Source organism: Pseudomonas sp. SDO5522_S412, from assembly GCF_054071215.1.
Map to the genome: position 1 here is coordinate 1 of NZ_JBSVWQ010000469.1, position 235 is coordinate 235.

Consider the following 235-nt stretch of genomic DNA (forward strand, 5'->3'; position numbering starts at 1 on the left):
TCAGCTGCTCCATAAGTTCCCACACGAATTGCTTGATTCATTGAAGAAGACGATAAAGAAGCAGCCCGAAATTGGGTCTGTAGCTCAGTTGGTTAGAGCGCACCCCTGATAAGGGTGAGGTCGGCAGTTCGAATCTGCCCAGACCCACCAATTTTGTGTGGGAAACGCCTGTAGAAATACGGGGCCATAGCTCAGCTGGGAGAGCGCCTGCCTTGCACGCAGGAGGTCAACGGTT

At 52.8% G+C, this 235-nt stretch carries 1 tRNA gene; it reads left to right on the plus strand.

The features are described 5' to 3' along the window. Positions 1-73: 73 nt before the first annotated feature. Positions 74-150: transfer RNA gene (locus ACW9I6_RS32475), tRNA-Ile, on the plus strand. Positions 151-235 lie beyond the last annotated feature (85 nt).